The sequence below is a fragment of the Cephaloticoccus primus genome, assembly GCF_001580015.1.
Classification (GTDB): Bacteria; Verrucomicrobiota; Verrucomicrobiia; order Opitutales; family Opitutaceae; genus Cephaloticoccus; species Cephaloticoccus primus.
In genome coordinates this window covers 30,099-55,419 of sequence record NZ_LSZQ01000029.1, presented here as the reverse complement: position 1 = coordinate 55,419, position 25,321 = coordinate 30,099, and the positions used below count along the sequence as shown (strand labels likewise).

20 protein-coding genes and 1 other RNA gene are annotated in these 25,321 nt (G+C 63.0%); 10 read left to right on the top strand and 11 right to left on the bottom strand.

The features are described 5' to 3' along the window. Window positions 1–140: 140 nt before the first annotated feature. Both sppA and sufT read left to right on the top strand, forming a co-directional pair. On the top strand, window positions 141–2,048 hold the full coding sequence (gene sppA, locus AXK11_RS03530) for a signal peptide peptidase SppA (protein WP_082780848.1): 1,908 nt from the start codon (window positions 141–143) through the stop codon (window positions 2,046–2,048). An 89-nt stretch (window positions 2,049–2,137) separates the two neighbouring features. Continuing rightward, a complete protein-coding gene (sufT, locus tag AXK11_RS03525; protein WP_068629374.1) occupies window positions 2,138–2,683 on the top strand; it encodes a putative Fe-S cluster assembly protein SufT in 546 nt (181 codons plus the stop codon). A gap of 453 nt (window positions 2,684–3,136) precedes the next feature. Here sufT and AXK11_RS03520 read toward each other — a convergent pair whose 3' ends face one another. After that, window positions 3,137–4,189, bottom strand: a complete 1,053-nt coding sequence (locus tag AXK11_RS03520; RefSeq protein ID WP_068629372.1) for a tRNA dihydrouridine synthase — start codon at window positions 4,187–4,189, stop codon at window positions 3,137–3,139. Window positions 4,190–4,424: 235 nt separating this feature from the next. Between AXK11_RS03520 and AXK11_RS09995 the strand changes: the two genes are divergently transcribed. Together AXK11_RS09995 and AXK11_RS03510 are read left to right on the top strand one after the other, a co-directional pair. Further along, complete coding sequence (locus AXK11_RS09995; RefSeq protein ID WP_068629370.1) at window positions 4,425–4,844, top strand: DoxX family protein; 420 nt, start codon at window positions 4,425–4,427, stop codon at window positions 4,842–4,844. 156 nt (window positions 4,845–5,000) lie between these two features. Further along, window positions 5,001–6,224 carry a Bcr/CflA family multidrug efflux MFS transporter gene (locus AXK11_RS03510; RefSeq protein ID WP_068629369.1) on the top strand — a complete coding sequence of 408 codons (1,224 nt, stop codon included), beginning with the start codon at window positions 5,001–5,003 and terminating at the stop codon, window positions 6,222–6,224. A gap of 285 nt (window positions 6,225–6,509) precedes the next feature. On the opposite strand, the gene AXK11_RS03505 is transcribed toward AXK11_RS03510, so the two are convergent. Both AXK11_RS03505 and leuA read right to left on the bottom strand, forming a co-directional pair. Then, on the bottom strand, window positions 6,510–7,472 hold the full coding sequence (locus tag AXK11_RS03505) for a peroxiredoxin family protein (RefSeq protein ID WP_068629367.1): 963 nt from the start codon (window positions 7,470–7,472) through the stop codon (window positions 6,510–6,512). Window positions 7,473–7,572: 100 nt separating this feature from the next. After that, window positions 7,573–9,237, bottom strand: a complete 1,665-nt coding sequence (leuA, locus tag AXK11_RS03500; RefSeq protein WP_068629365.1) for a 2-isopropylmalate synthase — start codon at window positions 9,235–9,237, stop codon at window positions 7,573–7,575. Between the two features lie 611 nt (window positions 9,238–9,848). Here leuA and AXK11_RS03495 point away from each other — a divergent pair. The 6 genes from AXK11_RS03495 to AXK11_RS03470 all read left to right on the top strand — a co-directional run bounded on the left by AXK11_RS03495 (window position 9,849) and on the right by AXK11_RS03470 (window position 13,378). Further along, complete coding sequence (locus tag AXK11_RS03495; protein ID WP_068629363.1) at window positions 9,849–10,442, top strand: RNA polymerase sigma factor; 594 nt, start codon at window positions 9,849–9,851, stop codon at window positions 10,440–10,442. Continuing rightward, complete coding sequence (locus AXK11_RS03490) at window positions 10,439–10,837, top strand: hypothetical protein (RefSeq protein WP_068629361.1); 399 nt, start codon at window positions 10,439–10,441, stop codon at window positions 10,835–10,837. The genes AXK11_RS03495 and AXK11_RS03490 overlap by 4 nt, the downstream gene beginning before the upstream one ends. After that, window positions 10,830–11,312, top strand: coding sequence for a hypothetical protein (locus tag AXK11_RS03485; protein ID WP_068629359.1), 483 nt, complete (start codon window positions 10,830–10,832; stop codon window positions 11,310–11,312). Before AXK11_RS03490 ends, AXK11_RS03485 begins: the two co-directional genes overlap by 8 nt. A gap of 244 nt (window positions 11,313–11,556) precedes the next feature. Continuing rightward, an RNA gene (ffs, locus tag AXK11_RS03480) (signal recognition particle sRNA small type) lies at window positions 11,557–11,656 on the top strand. A 46-nt stretch (window positions 11,657–11,702) separates the two neighbouring features. Next, window positions 11,703–12,878: a DNA polymerase III subunit gamma/tau gene (gene dnaX / locus AXK11_RS03475; RefSeq protein ID WP_068629357.1), complete on the top strand. Its 1,176-nt coding sequence runs from the start codon at window positions 11,703–11,705 to the stop codon at window positions 12,876–12,878. Between the two features lie 170 nt (window positions 12,879–13,048). Then, window positions 13,049–13,378 (top strand): hypothetical protein, encoded by a 330-nt coding sequence (locus AXK11_RS03470; RefSeq protein WP_068629355.1) that lies wholly within the window; start codon window positions 13,049–13,051, stop codon window positions 13,376–13,378. 409 nt (window positions 13,379–13,787) lie between these two features. Here the strand turns inward: AXK11_RS03470 and AXK11_RS03465 are convergent, their stop codons facing one another. The 8 genes from AXK11_RS03465 to AXK11_RS03430 all read right to left on the bottom strand — a co-directional run bounded on the left by AXK11_RS03465 (window position 13,788) and on the right by AXK11_RS03430 (window position 24,507). Beyond that, the gene (locus AXK11_RS03465) at window positions 13,788–14,729 is read right to left on the bottom strand and encodes a PP2C family protein-serine/threonine phosphatase (RefSeq protein ID WP_082780835.1); all 942 of its coding nucleotides are present in this window, start codon (window positions 14,727–14,729) and stop codon (window positions 13,788–13,790) included. Beyond that, window positions 14,719–15,135, bottom strand: coding sequence for a BUD32 family EKC/KEOPS complex subunit (locus tag AXK11_RS03460; protein ID WP_068629352.1), 417 nt, complete (start codon window positions 15,133–15,135; stop codon window positions 14,719–14,721). Before AXK11_RS03460 ends, AXK11_RS03465 begins: the two co-directional genes overlap by 11 nt. A 94-nt stretch (window positions 15,136–15,229) precedes the next feature. After that, entirely contained in the window at window positions 15,230–16,513 is a 1,284-nt protein-coding gene (locus AXK11_RS03455) for an MFS transporter (protein WP_068629350.1), read from the bottom strand. 279 nt (window positions 16,514–16,792) lie between these two features. Continuing rightward, window positions 16,793–17,911 (bottom strand): tRNA dihydrouridine synthase DusB, encoded by a 1,119-nt coding sequence (dusB, locus tag AXK11_RS03450; RefSeq protein WP_068629432.1) that lies wholly within the window; start codon window positions 17,909–17,911, stop codon window positions 16,793–16,795. Between the two features lie 240 nt (window positions 17,912–18,151). Next, the gene (locus tag AXK11_RS03445) at window positions 18,152–18,829 is read right to left on the bottom strand and encodes a tetratricopeptide repeat protein (RefSeq protein ID WP_082780834.1); all 678 of its coding nucleotides are present in this window, start codon (window positions 18,827–18,829) and stop codon (window positions 18,152–18,154) included. A gap of 278 nt (window positions 18,830–19,107) precedes the next feature. After that, window positions 19,108–21,186, bottom strand: a complete 2,079-nt coding sequence (locus AXK11_RS03440) for a TonB-dependent siderophore receptor (protein WP_068629430.1) — start codon at window positions 21,184–21,186, stop codon at window positions 19,108–19,110. 352 nt (window positions 21,187–21,538) lie between these two features. Continuing rightward, window positions 21,539–22,228 carry a DUF4198 domain-containing protein gene (locus tag AXK11_RS03435; RefSeq protein ID WP_068629345.1) on the bottom strand — a complete coding sequence of 230 codons (690 nt, stop codon included), beginning with the start codon at window positions 22,226–22,228 and terminating at the stop codon, window positions 21,539–21,541. A gap of 77 nt (window positions 22,229–22,305) precedes the next feature. Then, window positions 22,306–24,507, bottom strand: a complete 2,202-nt coding sequence (locus AXK11_RS03430) for a TonB-dependent siderophore receptor (RefSeq protein ID WP_197456788.1) — start codon at window positions 24,505–24,507, stop codon at window positions 22,306–22,308. Window positions 24,508–25,321 lie beyond the last annotated feature (814 nt).

Below are 25,321 nucleotides of genomic sequence, written 5' to 3'. Positions count from 1 at the left end.
GCTCCTGTGCGCGCGGTGCTGCCTTCGCCCAACTCGGCGGCGGCGGTACCACCGTCGGAATGGACAGCCGCCCGCGCGTGCGGCTGGCTCTGCCGGTTTGGCTGGCTTGGCGGGCGCGGGGCCGCATGCTGCGCGCACGTATGAAGCATTTCTTGACCTCAGTGCTCGGGGCTTTTGTGGCGCTGCTCATTTTTGTGGGTGGCAGCTTTGCGCTCATGCTGCTGTTTGTGCTAGGGCTGGGACTCCTCGGGCAGCAGAGCAGCCAGGCACCTGAGGTGCCGCAGGGCGCGTACCTCGTCGTCGATATGGCGACGAGCTTTCGCGAGCAGGCGGGCGCGCCGGATCTGGACGCGTCGTTTTTCCTCGGGCAGGGAGCGCCGCGCACGCTGGCACTGCGACGCGCGGTCGAGGCGATCCGCGCCGCCGGGCAAGACCCGCGCATCGAGGGGCTCGTTCTCCTCGGCGCCAGCGGCAGCACGGGCCTCGCCGAGCGCCGCGAGCTGCGCGGCGCGCTGCTCGACTTCAAGGAGTCGGGCAAACCCGTCCAGGCCTACCTGAGCCACGCGATGACGGGGGAGTACTACCTCGCCTCGGTGGCCGACGACATCGCGCTGGATCCCTTTGGCGCAGTGGTGATGCCGGGCCTCGCCTCGCAGGGGCTGTTTTTCAAAAACGCCTTCGAAAAACTCGGCGTCGGCGTGCAGGTGACGCGCGTCGGCAAGTACAAGAGCGCGGTCGAGCCCTTCACCAGCGAGGGCTTCAGCAAGGAGAACCGCGAGCAGCTCCAGCAGCTCCTCGGCGACGTGTGGGCAAGCCTGCTGGGCGAAATCGCGGCGGGCCGTGGGCTGGAGGTCGCGGCGATCCAGGCGGCGGTAGATACCGAGGGGCCCTTGATGGCGGAGTCCGCATTGAAGTACGGCTTGGTCGACCGGCTCGCGTACCGGGATGAGATTTGGGAAGAGCTGAAGGAGCGGACGCAGGTCGAGTCGCCGCGCAGCGATTTCAGGCAGATCACGCTCACGAAATACGCGCGCGCCCTGCGCGTGGAGGGGCGGGAGGGGCGCAGCGGCGGCGACACGGGCGAAGACTCGGGGAAGATCCTCGTCGTCGCCAGAGAGGACGACCGCCCGCGCCCGCGCGGCCGCATCGCCGTGCTCTATGCGGAGGGCGCGATCGTCGACGGGCAGGGCGGGCGAGGGGAGATCGGCGCCGAGCGCTTCGTCTCGGAGCTGCGCGAGCTGCGCAAAAACGACCGCGTCAAAGCCATCGTCCTGCGGCTGGATAGCCCGGGCGGCAGCGCCTCGGCCTCCGAAGCGATCTTGCGCGAAATGCGGCTCGCCGCCGAGGTGAAGCCGGTCGTCGTCTCAATGGGCTCGGTCGCCGCGTCGGGTGGCTATTGGATCTCCTCCTTCGCCGACCGGATCTTTGCCGAGCCCGTTACGGTGACGGGCTCCATCGGCGTCTTCGGCCTGTTCTTTAACGTAGAGCAGCTCGCCGGGCGCCTGGGCGTAGGCGTGGACACGGTGAAGACAGGTCGCTTCGCCGATTCGGGCGCGATTGATCGCCCGATGACCGCCGCCGAGCTGGCGCAGGCGCAGCGCATGGTGGACTGGACTTACGAGCGCTTTATCGAGCGCGTCGCCGCAGGGCGCGGCCTCGCCCCCGACCGCGTGCAGGAGATCGCCCAGGGGCGCGTGTGGTCGGGCACGCAAGCGCAGCGGCTGGGCCTCGTCGACGAGCTGGGCGGCCTGCGCGAGGCGATCCACTACGCGGCGGAGTCCGCCGGACTGGGGAGCTACCGCGTGAGCGAATACCCGAAGGCGAAGAATTTTAACGAAATGCTGGGCGAGTTTTTTGAAGAATTTCTGGAAAGCTGCTTTGGCGAAGTGCGCGCGCGAAGGGGCGGGAGGGTGGCTCTGAGCGGGACTGCGCGCGTCTCGCTCGGTGCACTGTGGAAACGCGCCACAAGCGAGCTCCAGTCGCTCGAAACCTATAATGACCCCAACCGGATTTACGCGCGGTTGCCCTTCTCCGTGCAGCTCGACTGAGCGCACACCACTCGCGCACGATCTACCGCGCTCGCGCCGCGCGTGACCTATTCACCCAATACGCTCCCACCACCGACTTAAGCTTCTCTATGGAACACATACTAAAACGCGATGTGCAGGCGACCCGCATCCCCTCGGGCGAAGCGGTGACACTGCCAATCGGATCCGAGCTGCAGATCACCCAAACCCTCGGCGGCAACATCACCGTACGGCTCGACTCGGGGCTGTTTCGCATCGCCGCCGCCGATGCCGATGCACTCAGCGACTACGTGCCAGAGCCGGGCGCGGCCTCCGCGGATACACCCTCAGCGGACACCGCGTCGTTTAGCGCCGACGCCGTTTGGGCCGCGCTGCGCGGCTGCTTCGACCCCGAGATCCCCGTCAACATCGTCGACCTGGGCCTCGTCTACGATCTCTCCATCGAGAAGACCGAGAACGGTCAGCACCGCGTGGAGGTCAAGATGACGCTCACCGCGCCAGGCTGCGGCATGGGCCCCGTAATCGCCGAAGACGCCCGCCGCCTCATCGCCGCACTGCCCACCGTCGAAGACGTAAAAGTACACATCGTCTGGGATCCCATCTGGACGCCCCAAATGATCTCCGACCAAGGCCGCAAAAAACTCGGCCTCGAATAAGCCACCCGCGCCCAACGGGCCACGCGCATAATAAACGAGTCGAAGCTGACGCGCGGCCAACGAGCGGCTCGCCAAAAAAACAGTCTGAGACTGCCCTGCGCGGGCGGCGGCAGGCGGTGCCTGCACCCATTTACTGTGCCGCTTGTGGGCCGTGCGTTCCGCACAACCCGCAAGCGGCACAGTAGAAAGGGCCTGACCATTAATCGGTGATTCACCGGTAAATCGCTTCATCTCGCCCAAATGGGTCTACGCTCCTTTTTCGTTTCAGGCTTCTTCCCAGTCGCAACGCGACTGGGAGTGGGCCCGTTCAATTTGGGAATCGTGCTTCGGCGCTACGCGCCGGAGCCGATTCCCAAATTCAATGGCACGTGGCGCCCCGCCACCGCTGCACGCGTAGTGCGGTCTTCGCCTCTTCTCTTGGGCGAGTCGCTCGCCCTCCCGCCTGGCGGCTCGTCAATGGACGAGGGGGGCCTGACAGCCTTCGGAGTTGGGGCGGGCGATGACGCCCGGGTAGGGTTCGTCGGCGTAGGGTTTATCTGGCTCGGCGAGCAGGTGTGCGTCGCACACGGCGAAGAGCTCGGCGGCGCTGGTGCTGCGCCGCATCTCGTAGAGGAAGGCGCCGTCAGGGGCGACGCTTTGGCCCACGAAGTTGAGGTATTTCTTCATCTTGTTGACGTGGGCGCGCTCGGGGAAATCTGCGCTGCGCGTCGCCTCGTAGAGCCGCTCGATGTAGTCGCGCACCTGTGCCAGTGAGACGGGCGCGGCGGCCTGTCCGGCAAACGCCGCGCGGCACTGCGTAAAGATCCACGGATTGCGAATCGCGTGGCGGCCGATCATCACACCCGCTGCGCCTGTTTCGGCGAGGACAGCGCGCGCCCGCGCCGCGGAAGTGACGTTACCATTGGCGAGGACGGGGCAGGCTGCGCGGGCAACGGCCCGGGCGATCAAGTCGTAGTGCACCTCGCCGCGGTAGCCCTCGCGCACGGTGCGCCCGTGCACGCTGAGCAGATCGGCCGCGTGTCGGTTTACGCTATCGAGTACGGCCTCAAACGGCGCCGCATCGTCGAAGCCGATCCGCATTTTTACCGTAAAAAGGCCGGTGCCGCAGACCTCGCGCAGGGCGGCCAGGATCTCGTCGATCCGCTGCGGGTCGCGCAGCAGGCCGCCGCCCACGTTTTTCTTGTAAACCTTTGGCGCGGGGCAGCCGAGATTCAGGTCGATGCCTGCGATGGGGTGCGCCCGGAGCTCGCGCACGGTGCGGGCGAGCTGGGGGATGTCCTCGCCGATGAGCTGCGCAAAAATGGGGCGGCCCGTGTCGTTTTCGACAATCGAGCGCAGGATGTGCTTCTCGGGGCGGGAGCTCGCATGGACGCGGAAGAACTCGGTGAAGAAGTAGTCCGGCGCGCCGTAATGCGCGACCACACGCATGAAGGCGAGGTCAGTCACATCCTGCATCGGCGCCAGCGCCGTCAACGGCTGCCCCAAAATCTGTCCCTTCGGTAACATTCACACAAGCCATGCGGCCGGGGCGCGGCTGGCGAGTGTGCATTGCGGAGGTTTTTTGCCGGGGGCTTTGCGCAGCTCCGGGCATGTCGGTGCGCGCAGGTTCGCAGGCGCGCACTTGCCAGATAGTCGCATTTCTCGGGCGGGGTTTTGCGTAGAAGGTTGGACAAATCGGGAGGCGGCGGCATGGTTCGGCGCGAAAACGAATCCCGTTACCCACAACCCCCTGTTACATCCCATGAAATTCCTTAATCTTAAATTCATCCCGCAGAGCAGCGATCTGGCCTTGTTGCTCGTGCGTGTGCTCGCCGGTTTTGGCCTGATCTACGCTCACGGCTGGAAGAAGCTCACGAACTTTAGCGGCACGATAGAGCAGTGGACCCAGTGGGGGCTCAACCTGATCGGAATCGGTGCGCATGCCTCCGTCACGCTGGTGGTCTTTACCGAAGTGGTTTGCTCGTTGCTGCTGATCGTGGGGCTGAAGGCGCGCTTCGCCGCGCTGGTCATCGGGATAAGCATGGCGGTGGCATTCCTGCTGGTGCACAAGGCGGCGTTGACCGGCGATAACAACGGCGAGCTGGCCTTCCTCTACCTCGTGGCCGCGTTGGCGGTGCTTTTCGCGGGTCCCGGGAAGCTCTCGGTGGACGGGAGGAAGTAGCGGGACTTCTGTTGCAGGCCGTTTTTGTGGGTGCGCTGACGACGACTGCTGCGTGAGCGCACCCGTGTTTTTGGCGGGGGCAAAAAGGAGAGGGGCGGGAGTGGCGTAGTGTTTTTTGGTGGATTGTGGCGGCGGCTGTGCCACAGGAGCGACGGGATGACTAAGCGATCCACTGATGGGCAGCGTGCACTCTCGCGCGGCGGGCTGGTGCTGCTGCTCGGTGCACTGGCGGCTCTGGGGCCTTTGAGCATCGACATGTACTTGCCGGCATTTCCGCAAATCGCCGCCGATCTGGGCGTGGAGGTGGGGCAGGTGCAGCTCACGCTTTCGTTTTACATGGTGGGGCTGGCGGTGGGCCAACTGGTTTACGGGACGGTGTCGGACCGGCTGGGGCGGCGCGGGCCGCTGTTGTTTGGCACCTTTTTACTGTGTGTGGCGACGCTGGGCTGTGCGCTGGCGTGGTCGATCCACGCCCTGATCGCATTTCGCATCGCAGTAGCGCTCGGCGGATCGGCGGGGATGGTGATCACGCGGGCGATTGTGCGCGACCAGTTCGACGAGCACGAGTCGGCCCGGTTTTTCTCGCTGCACATGTTGGTGATGGGGGCAGCCCCGATCATGGCGCCGATTGTGGGCGGGCAACTGCTGCTGCTGGGCTCCTGGCGCGGGATTTTTTGGGTTATCGCCGCATTCAGCCTGTGCTGTTGGGTGGCCTTGCTCCGGCGTTTGCCGGAAAGCCTGCCGGTGGAGCGGCGTGTGCGCCACGGCGTGCGCGAGATTCTGCGGACTTATTGGGGGCTCCTGGGCGAGCGGGTATTCCTCGGTTACACGCTGGGGTCTGCCTGCGTGACGGCCGGGATGTTTGCCTACATCTCGGGCGCGCCCACGTTTTTCATCGAAGAACACGGGATCAGCGAGCAGGCCTTCGGCCTGTTTTTCGGGGCCAACTCGGCGGGGCTGATTCTGTGTTCGCAGCTCAACCTGCGCTTGTTGAAGCGCTTTTCCGCGCGGCGAATCATGCTCGGGACTTATACCGTAAAGCTGGTCGCGGAGCTTTTGTTTGTCGGGCAGCTTTTGCTCGGCTGGGGCAGCTTCTGGACGGCGCTGCCGTGCCTGTGGGTGTGTATCGCCTCGGGGGGGCTGATCTTCCCCAACGCGAGCGCACTGGGCATGGGCTTGGTGAATCGCAAGGCGGCGGGCAGCGCCTCATCGCTCATGGGGACGATTCCCTTTGCGCTCGGCGGGCTCTCCTCGGCCGCAGTCGGCGCAATGCACGACGGGACGGGCCGCCCGCTGGCAATCGTGATGGGCCTGATCGGCATCACCGGCTGGCTCATCACCATGATGATGACGCGAACCCGCCGTGCGCAGCAGCCGTAGCTGAGTCTTTCTCAGCGGCACTACGCGTGGGGCGGTGGCGGGTCGCCACTTCCATTGAATTTGCGATTTTGCCCGTGCGCTGTGCGTCCGAACAAAATCGCAAATTTAACGAGACATCCCCCCTGTCGCGTTGCGACAGGGGTTGAGGCATTCAATGCGAATGACGCGGAAACCCATTCGGGCGAAGTTTTTGGTTAACGCGTAAATCTCCTACCCGGGGCTGGAGGGGTTCGACTGTTTCAGTTGGCGCGCCACTTGCTGACGGCGCGCCACCCATTTCCTCTCTTAGCTCTTGGGAGCTTCCAGGCCGAACTCCTTCAGCAGGGCGCTGATTTTTCCGGTGATGTCGGCGCGCGGATCGGCGGGGTGCAGCCCGCTGTAGCGCAGGGTGCCATCGGGCGCGATGATCACCATGTGCGGGATGCCCTCGACGCCGTAGTCGGGGTTAAAGACTTCTTCTTCGCTGAAGACGACATCCCAGGTCATGTCGAACTTCTCCATAAACTCGGGCATCAGCGAGAGTTCGCGCTGCGGGTTGTTCTTGGTCTGGATGGGCTTGCGCTGGAGGTTGTGCACCGCGCCTTGCAGGCTGGTGACGCCGAGGAAGGTGACGGGCGCGCCAGCGAAGTGGGCGACCTCTTCGCGGATATTGGGGAAGGAGTTGATGCAGGGGCCGCACCAGGTCGCCCAGAAGTCGATGACGACGACCTGGCCGCGCAGGTCGGAGAGCTTCTTGAGCCCTTCCTTGCTCGACCACAGGAAGTTGAGCTCGGGGGCGGGCTTGCCGACGAGGTCCGCTTTGGGGGCTTGTTCGCTGGCGGCTCCGGCGACGAATTGGTCGAGCGCCTCAAGCGTGGCCGGGACTTGCTCGGCGGTTTCGGTGCCGGGGAAGTCGGTGGCGATGGCCGCGAAGAGTTTGCGCGCCTCGGCGGGATCTTCCCGGACCTGGAAGGTCATGAAGGCCTTGAAGGCGGCGAGCTGTGCGACGGGGTCAGAGCGGTCGCCCGCGTATTTGGCGATGAGTGCGTCGAGCTCCTTGAAAAGCTCATCGGCTACTCCGGGGCCGGCCGGGTGATCGATGTATTTTTCGATCAGCGTGTTGAGCTCCTTTGTGGCAGGTGCGAGTTCCTCGTCGCTTTGTGCGCTAGCGGCGGCGGCGGAGTCCGCCGCGTGTGCGTGCGGGCTGAGGCTCGGGCCAAAGAGCAGCGCGAGGGCGAAAAGGAAGAGGAGGGAGGCGGTGGCTTTCATGGAAGTGTATGTGTGGGAGAGATGAGGGAATGGCCTCTGGCAGCGGCCGGAGGCGTGAGTGCGGGAGAGTGATGTGTGCGCGGACTGCGACTGCGGACGATCAAGCGGAGAGACTGCGGTTGAGCGCACTGACGACGGCCTTGATTGAGGCGAGCTCAATATTCGTGTCGGTGCCTGCGCCGTAGAGCGTCTGGCCGCGCGCGGTTTTGATCTGGATGTAGGAGACGGCCTTTGCCTCGGCGCCTTTGCCCAGCGAGTGCTCGGAGTAGGAGAGGACTTCAAACTTGGGGAGCGTGGTCGTGGCGAGCGCGCGGACGAAGGCATCGATCGGGCCGTTGCCCTCGGCTCGCAGCGCGTGGCTCGTGCCGTCGAGCATGATCGAGACCTCGCAGTGCACGGCACTTTCGGTCTCGGTGGACTTGAAGTGCTGGATGGCGAGCGGTGTCGCGCGGTCGAGGTACTCGGCGACGAAGGCGCGGTAAATCTCCTGACTGGTGAGCTCGCGGCCCGTGCTGTCGGCCAGCGTGTTGATGAGGCGGCCGACTTCGCGGTGCATGGCCTTGGGCAGGTCGAGCCCGTACTCGCGCTCCAGGATGTAGGCGACGCCGCCTTTGCCCGACTGGGAGTTGATGCGGATGATCGCCTTGTAGCTGCGGCCGATGTCGGCGGGATCAATCGGGATGTAGAGCACGTCCCAAGGCTTGCCGTCGGCCTGCTTGGGCCAGGATTTCTTGATCGCGTCCTGGTGCGAGCCGCTGAAGGCCGTGAAGACCAGGTCGCCCGCGTAGGGCGAGCGCGGCGGCACTTCGAGCTTGGTGCAGCGTTCGTAGGTGTCGCGGATTTCGTTGATCTGCGAAAAGTCGAGCGCCGGGTGGATGCCGTGCGTGTACATGTTTAGCGCGACGGTGATGACGTCCAGGTTCCCGGTGCGTTCGCCGTTGCCGAAGAGGGTGCCTTCGACGCGGTCGGCCCCGGCCAGCAGGCCGAGCTCCGTAGCGGCGACGCCGGTGCCGCGGTCGTTGTGCGTGTGCAGCGACACAAGGCTGCGGTCGCGGTGGCGCAGGTGCGTGCAGAACCACTCGATCTGGTCGGCGTAGACGTTGGGCATCGCGTACTCGACCGTGGCGGGCAGGTTGAGGATGATCTTGTCGGTGACGCTCGGCTGCCAGACTTCGCTGACGGCCTCGCAAATCTCCAGCGAGAACTCGAGCTCGGTGCTGGTGAAGCTCTCGGGCGAATATTCGAGCTGAAACCGGGTGCCCTCGGCGACGAGCGGCTGCATTTTCTCCTTAAGAAAACCGACCGCGTGCGTGGCGATGGCGACGATCTCGGTCTTGGTCGCGCCGAAGACGTATTCGCGCTGCTTGGGCGAGGTGGAGTTGTAGAGGTGGAAGATCACGCGCCGCGCGCCGCGCAGCGACTCCAGCGAGCGCAGGATCAAGTCCTCGCGGCACTGGCAGAGGATCTGGATCGTCACGTCTTCGGGGATCAGGCCGCCCTCGATGAGGCGGCGCACAAAGTCGAACTCGATCTGCGAGGCCGAGGGGAAGCCGACTTCGATCTCCTTGAACCCGATTTTCACGAGCATGGCGAAGTACTCCAGCTTCTCCTCGATGCTCATCGGTTGGGCGAGGGCCTGGTTGCCATCGCGCAGGTCAACGCTGCACCAGATCGGTGCTTGGGTGATGGTGCGCGAAGGCCATTGTCGGTTGGGCAAATCGACCGGCGGGAAGGCGCGGTACTTGGTGACGGGCGGAGCTTGCATGACTGAATTAAAGGGAGGGGTGGGAAAGTGTGATTTCAGGAAACAACAGAGACGGTGAGCGAGTGCGAGGCTCGGCCAATGGCGCTGCGCGGGGCAGAAGGCGGCGGCGTATCGCATCGGGCGTGGCGCGCGGCTCGCGGGAAAAGCCTCGCTGCGCAAGACTGGCGCGGGACAGGCGGGAAACTGGAGAGCGCACGATCACCCGGATGGCGCAAGGTAGCGCGCGGGCGATTCACAGATCGTGCGCGTTGCTAAGTCGTAGGAGGACTTGCGGCCAGTTTCGCATTGGGAAGAGAGCGCGGAAGCTAGGCCGCTGCGCCGCGCCGTCAAGGCAGGCTTCACGGCTCTTTGTCTCAAGGGGCGCGCTGGAGCGCTTTCCGGCCGTGGCAGTCGCGTCGCGAATCGCCGGCCGGCACCCCGTGCCGATCGGCGCGTGGTGCGCGCGCCGCGGTTTCGATGTGCGGAGCAGCAGGCTTTTTAATGCGCGATATTACGCGGTCTTATTCCGGATGAGATCGGGCGAGCGGGGGGCTTCCGGCGCCGGTGCTCACGTAACTTGCTCCAGTGGCTCGCGTCTTGTCACGCGTGTATGATGCTGCTGAAATCGCGCTATGTCTGACGATGACGAGTCCTTCGACTTGCTGGCCTGTCTCGCGCGAGTGCGGGAGGGGGATCAAGCGGCGGCGCGCGAACTCGTCGACCACCTCTACCCGCTGGTCATCCGCATCGTCCGCACGCGTGTGCCGCGCCGCCTCACCGAAGAAGACCTTGCCCAGGAGGTGTTTATGAAGGTCTTCTCACGGCTCGATCAGTATCAGGGCGCAGTGCCACTCACGCACTGGGTGTCGCGCATCGCGGTGACGACCTGCATTGATGCGCTGCGCGCGCAGAAGCGCCGGCCCGAGTTTCGCTGGGCCGATCTTTCGGAAAACGAAGCCCGCGTAGTCGAGCACGCTGCCTCTCCCGACACCGGCCTGACCGCAGGTGACGCGCTCGCGGCCCGCGAGATCATCGACCGGCTCCTAGGGCAGCTCAAACCTACCGACCAGCTCGTCATTCGTTTATTAGACTTGGAGCAAAAAAGCGGAGCCGAAATCAGTGCCCTGACCGGCTGGTCTACGACCCTCATCAAGGTGCGCGCCTTTCGCGCACGGCAGAAACTCCGCAAACTTTTTGAAACCCTAGAACGAAAGGAACGCTCATGAAGCCGTCCCATCTTCCTCTTTCCTCCGCCAATTGCGCGGGCGAATCGGCCCGCCGGGCTCGCCGCTCTGCTGATGCGACCTGGGCCGAGCTCACCCGCGCCGCGCGCCAGCTATCGAGCGCAGAGTTTTCCGCCAACTGCGGTCCGGAGGCCGCGCCCTACGGCTTCGCCACGCGGGTTGCCGCGCGGGCCCTCGCGCAACGGCGCAGCAGCCCATCGCTGCTGGAGACGCTCTCGCTGCGCGCACTGGGCCTCGCGGGGCTCACGATGGCACTGGCCCTCGCGGCGCATTTCTTCGTGCCGCAGAGCGTAGCCGCTGCGGATGAGGAGCTGTTTTTCGCGGTCGAAGACCCCTCCGCGATCATCCTCGGTGAGGGTGGAGGTGCTTATGAATAAGCGCTGGAAAATCATCCTCGCATTTTGCGGTGTGTTTTTGGCTGGAGCGGTCGTTGGCGGGCTCGCCGCCCGTCGCGGCCTGGCCTCGAAAGCACCGCCTCCGCGGCACGGCAGCGGGCGCTCGCTGGAGAGCTTTGCCCCTTCGGTCATGCGACGCTACACCGCGCGGCTGGAGCTCGATGAGGCGCAGCGCGAGCAACTCCGCGAAATCGTGCACCAGGCCGAGCGCGAGCTGCGCGAACTGCGTGGCAACACCTTTCAGGAAACGATCGCGATAGGCGACAAGATGAACGCACAAGTGGAGCGCCTGCTGCGCTCCGACCAGCGCGACCGTTTCGAGACACTCAAGCAAGACGTGCAAAAATACTGGGAGCGTGAACGCATCCGCCGCGAGCAAGCGCAGCGCCCGGGCGACAACGGAAAGCGCGAGCCACGGCCGGGCTCCGGGCACTCAGAGAAGAGGCCTCAGAGGTGAGCGCGCGTGCGTGATGGCGCGCGTCCCCGCTTGGTGCGTCCCGCCGGCGGGGCTGGCTGCCGAGATTGCCGGAACGCCTCACGCTGGTCAGGCGCGGCTACCCTCTGCCGCGTCGTCTGCCGCGCGCCTCGTACCCGCATGTGAAGCAGCGAGCTCCGTAGCCGCGCGTTTTTGAGTGCGCGATTTTCCGCAGTTTGCCGATTTAGCGATTGATCGGCCCTTGGCAGCTCCTAGCTTCCGCGGCGGCCAGGTGCCATGCATGGGCACAGCGCGTGAACCCCGCCAGGACCGGAAGGTAGCAACGGCAACGACGCTGTCTCAGTGCCGTGGAGTGCCTGGCCACTTTTTTTTGCTTTGCGCTTGGCGGGCTTGGACTTGGGCTAGCGGGCCATGTCGAGCAGCTCCTACCAAGTGATCGCGCGCAAGTGGCGCCCCCAAACGTTTGAAGATGTGGTGGGGCAAGACCATGTGGTCCGCACGCTGCGCAACGCGATCGCGCGAGGCCGCATCGCCCACGCGTACCTGCTCGTGGGGCCGCGCGGCACGGGGAAAACATCGACCGCGCGGATCTTTGCCAAGGCGCTGAACTGCACCGGCGGGCCGAAGGCCGATTTCGACGTAAACGACCCCGTCGTGCAGGCGATAACGGACGGCTCTTCGCTCGACGTAATCGAGATCGACGGCGCCTCGAACAACTCGGTGGATCAGATCCGCGACTTGCGCGACGATGTGCGCTACGCGCCCAGCCAGGGGAAGTACAAGGTCTACATCATCGACGAGGTGCACATGCTCTCGAATCAGGCCTTTAACGCCTTGCTGAAGACGCTCGAAGAGCCGCCCGAGCACGTGAAATTCGTCTTCGCAACGACCGACGTGCAGAAGGTTTTGCCGACTATCCTGTCGCGCTGCCAGCGCTTCGACCTCAAGCCGATCCCTGCGGAGCTGATCATCGGGCGGCTGCAAAAAATCGCTGACGACGAGAAAATCGCCATCACGCCCGAGGCGCTCGCCTGCATCGCGCGGATGGCCGATGGCGGGCTGCGCGACGCGCAATCGATCCTCGATCAGATGATCTCCTTTTGCGGGAGCGAGATTGCCGAAGCCGATGTGCTCGACGTTTACGGCCTCGTCTCTGCCGAAAAAGTCGCCGCGCTCGCCGCCGCGCTCGCCGCGGGGGATCACCCGCAGATCATCGCTCTGGTCGACGAGTGCGACGCGGCGGGCCGCGACCTCGTGCGCCTGCTCAGCGACCTGCAAGCGCATCTGCGCAAGGCGCTGCTCGACGCAATCGCCCAAGGTGGCAGCACCAGGCTTCTTGGCGGCATCCCGATGAGCACCGAGCAGGTGACGCGGCTCCTCGACGCGCTGCGCGAAGGGGAGGGCAGCGTGAAGCTGGGGCTTTCGGAAAAAATCAACTTCGAGGTCGCGCTGCTCAAAGCCGTCGAGGCGAGCCGTGCGCGCGCGATTGATTCGCTCATCAAGGAGTTGAGCGCTCTAGCCGAGGAAGCGGGTGAGCCGTCTGCCGAAAGCGGCTCTGCCGCTGACGGCGAAAAAAAAAAGGGCTGATTGAGACGCTCGAAGCGCGACTGGCCGCGCGGTTGGCCGAGGCGTATGCCGCTGAGCGGTTGTCGTATTTTGCGCCGTCAGCCGCAGTGAGTGTTGCCGTTGCTTCTGGTGCACGTGCGCCGTCGACGGGCCTTCGAGCGGAGCAAGCGGTTGCACCGACCGTCGCACAGGTGAGCGCCCCTGCGCCGGGTGCCCTTTCCGATGAGGACGCGGCCTCTGCTTCCTTTGCTGCGCCAGATGACGATGTCCCCATAGGGCCGAGCGAGGAGGAGGAGAGCGCTTACCTCGCCGAGGAAGCGGCGAGCGGCTATGGACGGGGAGCCGGTTTTGGGCTTTCCGCCGCAGAGGGCGAACCAGAGGCGACGTTCGCAGGGCCGCTGCCGAGCCTTGCTTCACTTCAGGAGAAAATCTCGCCGGCGACCTTGGCCCTGATCGATGAGTTGTTCCGCGCCAAGTTTACGCGAGTGCAACGCGTGCACGCCAAAGACCTGAAGTCATAGGCCACGGCGTCCCGACGATTCGTCGCAAAGAAACAGAGCCAGAAATTCCCGCTGCGCGCGGGGCGGTGGCGTGGCGCCACGTGCCATTGAATTTGCGATTTTGCCCGTGCGCTTCGCGCCCGCACAAAATCGCAAATTTAACGGACCATCCTCCCTGTCGTTTCACGACAGGGGCTGAGACATCAAGTGCGGATGGAGCGGGTTACCCATTTGGGCGCGGCGAAAAAGTTAACGGGTTAAACTCCCGCCTGAGCTCCGTTCAGGGATTTCATTCAACTGTGCGGTTTGCTGCCGTGCGGGACGCACGGCAGCAAACCGCACAGTAAATGGGTGCAGGCACCGCCTGCCGCCGCCCGCGTAGGGCCACCCTCCCGTCCTACGCGCAGCGGAAAGAAAGTCGTGGGCGTGGCTACCGTTGGGCAGCAGTGGTTTCGATGACGATTGCGGTGAGGTTGTCGCGGCCTGAGCGGTCGAGTGCTTCGGCGATGAGTCGCTCGGCGAGCGGTGGCTGCGAAGCCGTTTTCCCCGAGATTGGCGCACCGTTTTCCGTGTTGCTGCCGAGTACGGGCTCGCGCCCAAATTCTTCGAGGTGGTGATCCCAGAGCCCATCAATGAGCCCATCGGAGCAAATCAGGAAGCGGTCTCCGGGCTCGTAAACGACGGCACCGAGTTGCGGATCGGCAAACTGTCGCCCTGCACCGAGTGCCTGGTTGAGCATGTGCTTCATCGGGTGCTGGCGGGCTTGGCGTTCGTTGATTTTTCCTTGGCGGCGCAGCCAGCCGGGGTGCGTGTGATCGTGCGAGAGCTGGCGCAGCGCGCCCGACTTTGGCAGGTGGTAGATCCGGCTGTCGCCGATGTGGGCAAAGAAGACTTTCTGCGGTGTGATCCAGCAGAGGCTGAGCGTCGCGCCCATGTCGCGGCATTCTTCGTAGCTGTGTCCGAGGTGGACGAGCTCGGCGTGGATGGCGTGGAAAACCTCCTGGAGCACTTCCGTGTGATCGAGCGCGACGCCGCTGGCCGAGAGCCGGAAGCTGCGCGGCAGCCAGCGCGAGAGTTTATCGATGGTGATCCGGCTGGCGAACTCGCCCGCCTGCGCACCGCCCATGCCGTCGCTGACGGCAAAGACAAAGTCGAGCGCGTCGGTGGAGGCTTCGCCAAACTTGCCGAGGTGGTGTAGCTCGTGCCCATCGAAACACAGCCCGATGAACGCGTCTTCGTTGTTTTTGCGGACTTTGCCCCGGTGTGTGAGCGCCGACCAGGTGAGGCGAATACAGTCTGCGGCTTTTCCCGAATCGTCTGTCGCGGGTTCCCCGGGCTCGGGCGCTGCTGGCTCGGCGTGTTTATTTGTCATGAGGTGCGGGTTGCGTCGGGGCGCTCGCATCTTCGAGCAAGGTCGCGAGTTCAAAGTCGATGAGGCAGAAGCGCCCATCGGCAATCCGGTAGGTGACGTTGCGGGGGTACGGGTCGTCGTGCCGCACGCCATAGCTCTCAAGCTCGACGAACAGGGAGCGCAGCTTCTCGTCGCTGATGTGCTCGACGCGGCGGCCACAGTTGGTGGTTACGATTTTAAGCTCCTGCGGGTCAGCGCTGATCAACCGCGGGACGAAGTGGCAGCCGCGCGCTTCGAGGTGCTGGAGCACGCGCACCTCGTTGGCGAAACGCTCGGCGGCCTCGCTCCCGCGAAACGTCTTGTGCACCGTGCCATCGAAGCCGATGCGCACGAGCGCGCGGTTGGTGTCTTTGCGATCTTCAGGCATGGCCCGCGAGAGCCTCCACCCGCACTCGACTTAGGCAAGCTCCCGCTATTCGCGCGCTCGCCCGCCCGCCTGTCCGGCAGGCGCGGCGCAAGAACTACCCGATGCCGTCTTGATTGGCGTCAAGCTTGGCGGGCTCAAGGCGCGGGGAGAGCAGGTGCATCACGAGAATGGCGGCGAGGTAGGCGAGACCGGCGATGATGAACATGACGCTGTAGCCGCCCGTATTTTCGCGCAACCAGCCCGCCCCGAGATTCATCATGAAGCCGCCCATCGCTCCAAAGAACCCGCCGATTCCCACGACAGAGCCGACCGCTTTTCGCGGAAACATGTCGGAGACCAGCGTGAAGATATTGGCCGAAAATCCCTGGTGCGCGGAGGCCGCCAGCCCGACGAGCCACACGGCGACCCACTTGCCCTCGACATGCGGGGCGAGTGCCACAGGGAGGATGCACGCGGCGCAGACGAGCATCGCGGTCTTGCGCGCGGCGTTGGCACTCCAGCCGCGTTTCAGGAGCGAGGAGCTGAGCCAGCCGCCGCCCACCGAGCCCACATCCGCGAGCACGTAGACGGTGATCATCGGGAGCCCGATCGTGCGCAGGTCGACGCCGAAGGTATCGGCCATGAAGAGCGGAAACCAGAACAGGTAGAACCACCAGATGGAGTCGGTGAGGAGTTTGCCGAGCGCAAAGGCCCAGGTCTGGCGAAAGCGCAGGAGGCGGCCCCAAGAGACTTTTCCTGGCGCGTCGGGCGGGTCGCTCTCGATGAGGCTGAGCTCGCCTGCGGAGATGCGCTTGTGCTCGCGCGGGCGCCGATAGATCGGCCACCAGAACGCGATCCACACGAGCCCCGCCAGCCCTGTGACGATAAAGGCCGTGCGCCAGCCCCAGGTCAGCGCGAGCCACGGAACGATGAGCGGGGCGAGGACGGCGCCGACATTGCTGCCCGCGTTAAAAATGCCCGTCGCCAGTGCGCGCTCTTTCTTGGGAAACCACTCGGCTACCGTTTTGATCGCCGAGGGGAAGTTGCCCGACTCGCCCAGCCCGAGTACGAAGCGGGCGATGCCAAAGCCGAACACGCCTTTGGCCAGCGCATGAGCGGCGGCGGCGAGCGACCAGAGCGCGAGGTAGGCCGTGTAGCCGATGCGCGTACCGACGCGGTCGATGAACCAGCCCGCGAAGAGAAACCCGAGCGCATAGGCGAGGGTAAAGGCGGCACTGATCCGGCCGTAGTCCTGATCGCTCCAGCCGAGCTCGTCGCGCAAGAGTGGGGCGAGCACGCCGAGCACGGCGCGGTCGATGTAGTTGATGGTCGTCGCAAAAAACAGCAGCGCACAGATGCTCCAGCGGTAGCGGCTGACAAAGCTCGTCGGGGTACTCATGGGATAACGCGTGAACTTTTAAATGTTGGGGTCTGGGGGGCGGGTATCGGCCTTAAGCCGCGGCGGGAGGAAAGCCATTTGGCCCGGCCAAGGCGACAACAGAATAAGTGAAAGCCGCAGGCGCGGATGCCGGAGACTGGCGAGAGGGCGCGGGCACTGACGCTGCGGTCGTCGACCGGGGGGGCGGGAGGGAGGGGCGCTTTTTTTCCCATCAACGGGCGGCGCATGCGGCGACGGGTAGTGCGAGGCCGCGCTCCCGTGCTATTCAGGCCACGGGGCCTACCACGTTTCGACGGGGCCTCTGGGGACGGGGATCGCGCTGCGCTCGGCAGGCGCGGAGCTGTCGCGGTGCTCGGCTTCCATGAAAGAGGCGCGCAGCGGATCAAGCGCGTAGCGGGGGAGCAGCTCGCCGCTCTCGTCGCAAAACTGGGTGCGCCATTGGATGTAGCGCCCGAGGACTGCGGCGAAGTCCGCGCGCGAGTTGATCGTGATGACGTCCTGCTTGAAGGGCTTCGCGGGGCCGAAGCGTTTGGCGTACCAAGGGGCGACTTTTCTGAAAAGCCGCGCGCCGTGGGCCTCGCCGTAGAACTCGCAGTAGCGGTCGAAGTGCCGCTGCATGACGCGCACGCGCTCGGCGAAGTCGGGCTCGGGCAGCAGCTCGCCGCTGCGCAAGTAGTGGGCCGTGCGCCGAAAAATCCACGGGTCGTAAAACGCGCCGCGCCCGATCGACACACCCGCGCAGCCCGTCTCGGCGATCATCTGCCGCGCGGCCTCGGGCGTGGTTACGTCGCCATTACCGATAACGGGGATCGTGCGCACGGCCTGAACCACGGCGCGGATGCCGCCCAGGTTTACGCGACCGCTAAAGCCTTGGGCGCGCGTGCGCCCGTGCACGAAGATGGCGGCGACTCCGGCCTCCTCAAGGACGGCAGCGAGCTCCGGTGCGCTGAGGTTATCCTCGTCCCAGCCGAGGCGCATCTTGGCAGTGATCGGGATTTTCACGGCCTCGACCATCCCGCGCACGAGGGCCGCGGTTTTCCTCAGCTCGGTCATCATGGCGGAGCCGCCGCCCACGCGGACGACTTTTTTGACCGGGCAGCCCATGTTGATGTCGACGGACTGCGCGCCGCAGGCCTCGGCGATTCGCGCTGCCTCGCGCATTTCCTCGGGCACGTTGCCAAAGAGCTGAATCGCGAAAGGGCGATCTTCGGGTGAGCTGGCGATAAGCTTCAGTGCGGCGGGCGTGCGCTCGATCAGCGAGCGGGCGTTGACGAGGTCGCAGGTCGTCCACGCGAGCCCGCCGAGCTCGCGCAGAGTCAGCCGGAAGGGCAGGTTCGTGTATCCCGCCAGCGGCGATAAGAAGAGGTTACTGCTTAGTGTGTACGGGCCGATTTTCACAGTGCTGAAAGGCAACTTCACCTACGCTCCCGCGGCCTGGAAGCACGCATTGTTTTGTGCCCTTTTCGCGCGCGCTGGGGTCCGAATTGGGTGATTTGTGCGACAAAGACGAAGCGGCAGCGACGCTTCGCCAATGAAAACGGGCTGCGCCCCCGCTCGCACGACTCGGGAGTCACGCACTGTTTTCTACTTTGCTCGCGCAGGGCGCGGGCAGTGTTGTCGGCGTAGTTTTGTGGACGATTAGCGCCAAACTCTCCATTGGGCGAAATCCCAGTCGCGGAAGGGGGTGATTTGCAGTCTTTCACGCAGGGCGTCTTTGCTGACCGCGAGGCCGTCTTGATTGGCTTTTTCGAGCCATGCTTCTGCTTCGGACTCGCTCTCCCTGACGCCCAGTCCTTCGAGGTGCATCACCGCCAGGAGCACCTGGGCTTCGGGGTGACCTTGGTCTGCGGCTTTTCGCAGCCAGCGGGCGGCCTCGGCGTAGTTTGAGGCGGAGCCGGTGACGCCTCGTTTGACTTCTGCAAGGTAGATCAGCCCCAGAGTCAATTGGGCATGGAGGTGATTGTGCTGGGTGGCGGCTTTCCGGTACCAGTGGATGGCTTCGCGCAGGTCTGGCTTGAGGCTATCCAGCCCGTTTTCAAAAAATTCCCCCAGCCGGTAGAATCCCTTGCCGGTGCCGTTATCGGCCTTTGCCGGATCTTGCTCCAGCATCCTGAAAGCTAGAGCCCAATATTGCAGTTCCCCGTGCTCGGGAGTCTCGGGGGCGTATGCCCGTGCGGCATGCTCAACCTTGGCAGCGGCCCGGCCCAGGTCGCGTGCCAGTTCTGCGGATTGACTCGACCCCGTTTGCGCCACTGCGCTGCTGTAGGCGCAGCAGGCCATCAGGATTGCGGATGTGAAAATAGGGCGGTGGGTCATGGACGGCTTCCTTGGTGATGGGGCTGGGGATTGTGGGCAATCCCTGACGGAGTACGCGGCTTGTCTGCGAGAGGCTTGGCGTGGGGGGATGCTGGCTTCATTGCGAAGCGTGCTCGGTGCCAAAAAAAAGCCGCTCCGAAAATCGGGAGCGGCTTTTGCAGCGAGAGGGGGGGGGCGTGGTTTTGCGCAAAAGGGAGCGCGGCGCGGTGTCGTTTTTTTGGTGAACCGATCAATTTTGCCGAGCGGGTTCTCACTTTCTCTCCACCTCTGCGCCCGCCTCAGAACTTGAGGTTGGCGGTGAGCTTGAAGCTGCGGGGATCGCCCGGGACACCCGCCCAAGTGCCCCAGCCGCGCGCGTAGTACTCTTTGTCGAAAAGGTTGTAGAGGTTGAGCGTGAGGTTGACTCGCCCGTTTACGCGCCAGCGGGCAAAGAGGTCTACGGTTTGGTAACCGGGGAGCTCAAAATCACTGGTGACGTTGGCCTTGCGCGCATCGGTATGGGTGTAGGCGCTGCCTATCTCGAAGCCGTGCGGGAGCTCGTAAACGGCGAAGAGACTGGCGTTGTGCAGGGGCACGCCCGCGAGGCGGTTGCCAGTGTAGTTGGCGCGGTTGTCTCGGGTGACCTTGGCGTCGATGTAAGCGTAGGCAGCGATAAGCCGGAGCGCGTCGGTGAGCTTGCCGCTGACCTGCATGTCGAAGCCGCGGCTGCGCTGCTCGCCGACAGTGATGCTATCGATGACTAGCGGGTCGGGGTGTGGTGTTTTTACGTTTTCTTTGGTGATTTGAAAAAAGCCGAGCGTCGCGCCGAGCCGCCCGCCGAAGAGGTTAAGCTTACTGCCCACTTCGTAGCCGATGCCTTTCTCGGGGGCGTAGACCTCGCCGTTGGAGTCGACACCGTTGGGCTTGAAAGAGCGCGAGACGTTGGCGAAGGCGCTGACTTGCGGTGTAAATTTGTAGAGGAGTCCGGCGCGCGGGACGGTCGCATCGCGGTCGTAGCTGCTGCGGTTGCCGGTGACGCGGTTTTGGCTGGAGGTTTCGACCGAGTCGTAGCGGAGCCCGAGCGAGCCGATGAGGTTTGGTGTGAAGTAAATCTGATCTTGGATGTTGATCGCGTAGCTCTCCTCGCGGGCGAAACTGTCGGACAGGCTTGTGAAAGCGGGGGGCGGTTTTCCGTGGTCTTTGGAGGGCTCAAAAATATCGACTCCATACGCATTGGTGGAGCCCGTGGCGGGGTAGATCATGTCGGAGCGATAGAGCTCATACTCGACACCGATCAGGACCTGGTGCTCCCAGCCAAAGAGACTGAACTGGCCGTGTACCTCGGCGTGGTTGTGGAGGTCTTGCCACTCAAAGTTTCGTACGCGGTAGAAGCGGCGCACGATGTGCGGCGTCGCGGCGAGCGGTGCGCTGGGCTCGGTCGCGGCCCCTTGCAGGTGGCCGTGGTAAAACTGGCCTGCCAGTCGCAGTTTCCAGTGCTCGTTAAGTTGGTGCTCGAGGCTGGTTTGGAGCGATTGGTTTTTGTTTTTGATTTTGCCGCTGGAGGGCTCGCCGTAGAAGTTCTTGATCCGCACTTGCCCAAAATGCCCGTCGATTGCGGGGATGCCGCGGTCGAAGACGTTGTCGTTGCGCACGTATTGGCCGTCGATGAGGAGCAGCGTTTTCGCGGTGATTTGCCAGCTCAGGCTCGGCGCGAAGACGTAGCGCTGGATTTCGATGAAATCGCGAAAGCTGCCGTTGTCTTCGAGTGCCATGTTGAAGCGGCCCAGCAGACTGCCGCTGGCGTTGAGCGGCGAGTTGGTGTCGAGCGTGGCGCGGTAGCGATCCCAACTGCCGACGCTACTGCTGATCCGCGTGAAGCGCTCGGCGCGCGGCTGCTTGGTGACGAGGTTGACGAGCCCGCCAGGTTCGCCGCGACCAAAGAGGCCGGAGGCCGGGCCCTTGAGCACCTCGACGCGTTCGAGAGTCGCCGCATCCGGCTGGCTGTTGGTGCCCTTTCCCGAGCTAAAGCCGTTGCGATACATGGCGCCCGTGGTAAAGCCGCGCACATTGTAGCCAGAGATGTTCATCCCGCCAAAGTCGTTGCCGCGTGTGACACCGCCCACGAAATCAAGCGCGCGGTCGATACGCTCTTCACCGAGATCGGCCATCACCTCGGCAGTGACGACGCTGACGGCGCGAGGCACATCTTCGAGCGGAACGTTGGTGCGCGTGGCGGTAGACGAGCGGGTAGGGCGCCAGCCTGCGCCGACTTCGTCGCGCCCCTGCACGCTGAGCGAGTCCAGATGCACGATCTCATCGGCATCGATCAGGTCGAGCGCGTCGTTGCCTCGAGCCGCTGCGTGTGCGCTTGGCACCATGGCGGCCCCAGCGAAGATGCTGGTGGCGCATAGCGTGCGCAGCAGCGCGGGCCTGATGCGAGCGCGTCGGAGCACTGGGCCCTTTGCGGCAGTTATCGAGTCTCCCTGTGTGAGTGGGGTGTGGGTTTTCATGAGTGTTTGCTTGTGTAAAAGTGTGTGAGCTCCCGCTCCGACTTTGGGTGCTGCGCACTGCTCGCGCCGTGGGCTCGCGGCCGGCGGCTTTGTGGTTTCGGCCTAGCCACAAGTCGCGGAGCGGCTGGCAGTAAGAATAGTCGCGCCGCCCGGACGGCGGAGCCACCGACCCTACAGAAGGCGTCAAGCCCCTGCGATTAATCCGGAATTGGCGGCCCGTTTAGTCGTGCTCATAGGGCTGCCCGAGGAAGGCCAAGGTCGTGTGCAGGAAACCGCGGTTTCCACTGGCATCTTCCTCGGCGATGAAGCCCGCGATGACGTTTAGTCCGGGGTTGCGCACAACAATGCGGGTGCGGCCTTCGGCATCGGTCGTGGGAGACTCCTCACCTGCGCTGAGCGCGACCGTCCCTACGCCGCGATAATCACTCATCAGGCGGACTCCGGCGGCGGGCTTGCCATCGATGTAGGCGCGAATGGGTAGGGGATTTCCGGCGCCGACTTTCAGCGGATCAACCTCGGGCACGAGCAGGAGTCGGATGTCCCTGATCTGATCGAAGCGTGCACCTTCGCGCAGGACGATTATCGCGTTTTTAATGTTTTTGGCAGAGGTATTTTCGGGTCGGAAAAACTTGGCATCCAGCGAGGCCACGACGACCGCGGGGGCCGTGCGCGGAACGAGCAGCGCATGCGTGTCCGTGCGCTGGATATCGATCTTGATCGCGCGGCCATCGATATCGTAGCCCCAAGCACCCACGAGGTTTTCGCTCGGGTAAGCTTCGACGGCAGGACCGTGGCCAAAAGTGGCTTCGAGCCGACCATAGCGCGGCTCGATCCAAAACCCGTGGGCAAGGGCTTGAGCCGTGGCGACGGCACTTAACAGAAGGGCGGCGAGAGTGCATCGGACTTTCATTGTGACATGTGGGTTAGTCGTTGAGAGCGGTTTACTCGATTAACCGATCGACTTGAGCGGGTGGGTTTACATCGGCCTCACAACCTGAGACTGATATTCAAACTAAAGTTGCGCGGGGCGGCAGGGACTATCCATGTGGTGCTGTGAAATTTGTCGTAGTATTGTTTATCGAATAGATTATTTACATTCAGCCCGATACTGATGTTGGCATTGGGCCTGTAGCGCAGGAATAGGCCCGCTGTCAGATAGTCAGACACAATCAAACGGTTGACATCTGTACCCGTGGGCCGCTCACCGACATAGTTTACAGAGGCACCAATCTCCGAGCCTTTTAGTACAGTAGTTTGGATTTGGTATACTCCCATCAAGCTTCCGCTGTGTCGCGGGATACCCTGGAGATCTCGTCCCACGGGGAGCGAGGGGGTGTTGCTTTTGCTTACCTCGGCATCGATATAGGCGTAAGCAGCAATGAGGCGCAGCGACCTTGTCAGGCTGCCGGCGATTTGCATATCAAAACCTTCGCTGCGCTGCTCGCCGATCGGGATTTGTTGTACGATACTAGACGCCGGATAATCAGGGTTGCTGGTAAGTACGTTTTCTTTTGTAATATGAAACAGCCCGAAGGTTGCACCCAATCTCCCGTCAAAGAGTCCAAACTTGGTGCCGATTTCGTAACCAACCCCTTCCTGCGGCTTGCGCGAATTTCCGAGTTCGTCTACTCCATTGGGTTTGAATGACTTGGAGGCACTGGCGAATACGTTTAGCTCTGGCAGGATTTCGTATACGAAGCCGAGCCTTGGCGTAGTGGCATCCTTTTTCTGGGGCGTATTAATGGCACCGGTGATGCGGTTATAGCCTTCGAGTTTGTAGTCCTCAAAACGCAGGCCTAGTTGCGCACGCAGTCTCTCTGTGATCTGAACTTGGTCCTGGATATTGAAGCCCCAGATTTCCGTCGTTGATAAACTGCTGGTATGTGAAGCGATTGGCGGTTTGGGCGCGCCATAAACAGGGTTATAAATATTTAATGAGTAGTTCGGGTCGTAATTACTGTGAAAAAAGTCAGAGCTGCTGCTGTAGTCTTCGTGCTCAATGCCAAGCAATAACTGGTGAGACATGCCCGCAAGTGTGAAGCTCCCTATGAAATCCAGGTGTGTCATATTCCCATGCCACTCGAAATCACGGTCGCGCCTGCGGCGTTGTATCACATCAAAATCAGGGCCAGCAGGCTGACGGTTTTCGGCGGCTTTGCTGCGCAGGTGGCCGTGCCAGTTTTGGTGGCCGAGTCGGACTTTCCAATTCTGCCCGAGTTGGTGAATGAGTGCGGCTTGGAGTGATTGATTATTATTGCGCGACATGCCATCGTTGGGCTCTCCCAAAAATCGCCTGATACTCATTCCTTTTATATTGCCGTTTACGGGAGTGATACCGCGGTCGTATGTGGAGTCGTTGCGCACGATTTCCGCATCCACCTGGATCTGGGTTTTATCGTTTATGTGCCAAGTCAGGCTGGGGGCGATGACTTGGCGTTGCTGTTTCACGTATTCGCGGAAGCTGCCGTTGTCCTCGACGGCCAGGTTGAGGCGCGTGAGCACGGTGCCGCGTGCATTGAGCGGGTGGTTGATATCGAGTGCGCTGCGATAGCGATCCCAGCTGCCTGCCGAGAGTCGTACGTTGGTGAACGCGTCTTGCTGCGGACGCTTGGTCACGATGTTGACGAGCCCGCCCGGATCGGATCGGCCGTAGAGGCCGGAGGAGGGGCCTTTGAGGACTTCGACGCGCTCAATCGAGGCGGAGTCGGGAGAAGCACTGGTACCACGGTTAGCGGGAAAACCGTTGCGGTAGATCTCGCCTGTGCTGAAGCCCCGCACGTTGTAGCTGGAGATTTGTAGCCCGCCGAAGTCATTGCCACGCACTACGCCTCCGGCGAAATCCAGCGCGGCGTCAATGCGGGCGACGTCGAGATCTTCGAGTACTTGGGCCGGGATTACGCTGACCGACTGTGGGATGTCCTCAATCGCGGTGTCCGTACGTGTAGCACTGATGGAGCGCGGGGCGTGGTAGCCATCGCTGGCTTGCACGCTCATCGGGTCGAGGTGGTGAATCTGGTCCGCATCGGCGAGATCGAGAGCCGCATCATTGCTGCCGCTCCGTGCGGCCGAGAGCGATGCCGGAGTTTGGGCGAGGAAGCCAGCGGCCAAGAGCGCCATTAATGCCGCGGCGGTGCGAGCTACGCTGGTCCGGGGCTGGATCGTGGAAATGGTTTGTGAGGTGTCGGTCATGTTCGGTTTGGTGTGTTCTTTAAAAAAGAACTGGTCTCAATCTTGATTGAATGAGTAGCCGTCAAGCCTCACCGTGAAATAATTAGCTTTTGAAAACTCGCTGATACGGCGTAGTAGAAGTTTTCTTATCTATCTGGAATCCAAGATTTAATCCGATCTACTGGTCGGCTATTCGGCCTGTACGTGGAGGATTTTTCCACCGTGCAAAAACGATGAGCAGCTCGCCGAAGGCTGATCTTTCTCGGATTACGCTGGCCCGGGTTGCTGAGTTCCAATGTGCGACTAGCGAGCGGCCGGTCTACTCACCCCGTAGCGACTTACCGCACCCTGCTTGCGCACAACAACACGCTCCGTGCTATCCGCGGGTCACAACTCACTCGTAAACCCCAAAATTCGCCTGAATGGAAAGCCACTCTCCTGGCGATTCACTCCTCAGGGGGCTCAATGGGGAGGGGCTTTATTTTATGTGACAGCTTGGGTGGGATGCAGTGTGTATACGCACGTATGAACATGTGCGGGCCCGCGCCAAAGCTTGCCCATACTGTTCAGACCCCGTTTTTTATGCGGCGGAGGGCTTCGTCGAGTGTGCTGCGCGAGCAGCTGAAATTGAGCCGGACGCAACGCCTACCCGGAAGAAGCGTCATTCAATTGAGCTTTTGTCTGTTATTTCTGAAGCTAACCGGCTCACCAAGAAGGTGGTATGATGGCAGATAGCGCAATTATGACATTTTGATCAGATTTAATCTTGAATTTTAGTAAAATGTACTAATCCTCGTGGTGCTTTTCTTAGTAAAACCCTGTCTTACCCCGAAGT